The organism is Streptomyces sp. HSW2009, from assembly GCF_040240285.1.
In the GTDB taxonomy this organism is placed as follows: Bacteria; Actinomycetota; Actinomycetes; order Streptomycetales; family Streptomycetaceae; genus Streptomyces.
The window spans coordinates 1-1,451 of sequence record NZ_JBEHZD010000981.1; the positions used below are offsets into that span (position 1 = coordinate 1).

At 72.0% G+C, this 1,451-nt stretch carries 2 protein-coding genes; one reads left to right on the top strand and one right to left on the bottom strand.

Going from position 1 to position 1,451, the window contains the following annotated elements:
- The coding region (locus tag AAHZ94_RS34010) for a hypothetical protein (protein ID WP_349997549.1) at positions 1-244 on the bottom strand (244 nt) is incomplete at its 3' end.
- On the opposite strand from AAHZ94_RS34010, the gene AAHZ94_RS34015 reads away from it, so the two are divergent.
- Positions 149-1,451, top strand: a 1,303-nt coding sequence (locus AAHZ94_RS34015; protein ID WP_349997548.1) for a condensation domain-containing protein, incomplete at its 3' end; no start/stop codon positions are given. The genes AAHZ94_RS34010 and AAHZ94_RS34015 overlap by 96 nt on opposite strands.

Below are 1,451 nucleotides of genomic sequence, written 5' to 3' on the forward strand. Positions count from 1 at the left end.
CGCAGGCGAGGACGGCCCGGATCGCACGCGAGGACGGCCCGGGTCGCGGGGTGCGGAGTGGCCCGGGCCCGCGGGCCCCCCCCCGGCCGGCCCCCCCCCCCCCGGCGGGCGGGGGGGGGCGGCCGGCGCCGCCCCACGCCTGCACCAGGTGGTCCAGGTCGCCGACCCGAACCCCCTCCAGATACGCGACCTGCGCGCCGAACCGGACCCGGAGGGCGCCGCACACCGCTGGATGGACGAGCAACTGGCCCAGGTCTACGACCTGTCCCGGACACCGCTCAGCCACCAGACGCTGCTCCTCCTGGCCGACGACCGCTCCTTCTACTTCCACCGCTACCACCACGCGGTGCTCGACGCCTTCGGCCAGGCCGTCTACGGCTCCCGGGTCGCCGCCCTCTACACCGCGCTGGCCACCGGCGCCGAGCCGCCCGCCACCACCTTCACCACCCTGGACCAGGTGGTGGCGGCCGAGACCTCCGACCCGCACTCCCGCCGCACCGGTCAGGCCCGCGCGTACTGGCTCGACCAGTTCGCCGACCTGCCGGACCCGGTCGCGCTCGCGGGCCAACCCGGCAGCAGCACGCACAGCAGCCTGCGCCGCATCATCACCCTCCCGGCCGAACTGGCCACCGGGTTGACCGCGCTGGCAGATCGCCTCGGCGTGCAGTGGCCGGCACTGGCCATCGCCGCCACCGCCGCGTTCTACCACCGCATGACCGGCCGCACCGACCTCACCTTCTCGCTGCCGCTGGCCGGCCGCACCGGCCGGGTCTCGTTGACCACGCCGAGCGCCATGGTCAACGTCCTGCCGCTGCGGGTGACGGTCGATCCCCAGGCCACCTTCGCCGACCTCGCCACCCGGGTCTCCCGCTCGCTGTCGGACGCCGTACGCCACCAGCGCTTCCGCGGCGAACAGCTCTACCGCGAACTCGGACTCTCCGGCGGCCGACAGGCCCGTCTCGGTCCCACGCTCAACGTGGTCGGCTTCGCCAACGACCTCACCTTCGGCGCACTCCCCGCCGTGGCCCACCCGCTCTCCACCGGCCCGGTCAACGACCTGAAGATCAACTTCTACGGCTCGACCGCGATCGGCACCGGAATCCGCGTGGAGTTCGACGCCGATCCCACCCTGTACGACGCCCGCGAGATCGACGCCCACCAACAGCGCCTGGTCCGGGTCTTGGAGTGGGTGGTGGACCATGCCGGCGACGCGGTGAGTGGGGTCGACGTATGGGCTGTGGGTGAGTTGGAGGGGTTGTTGGTGGAGTGGGGTGGTGAGGTGCGGGGTGTGTCGGGTCGTTCGGTGGTGGAGTTGTTTGGTGATGAGGTGGTGCGGTCGCCTGAGGGTGTGGCGTTGGTGTGTGGTGATGTGGCGTTGTCGTATGGGGAGTTGGATGAGTGGTCGAATCGGGTGGGTCGTTGGTTGTTGTCGTGTGGGGTGGGTCGGGAGT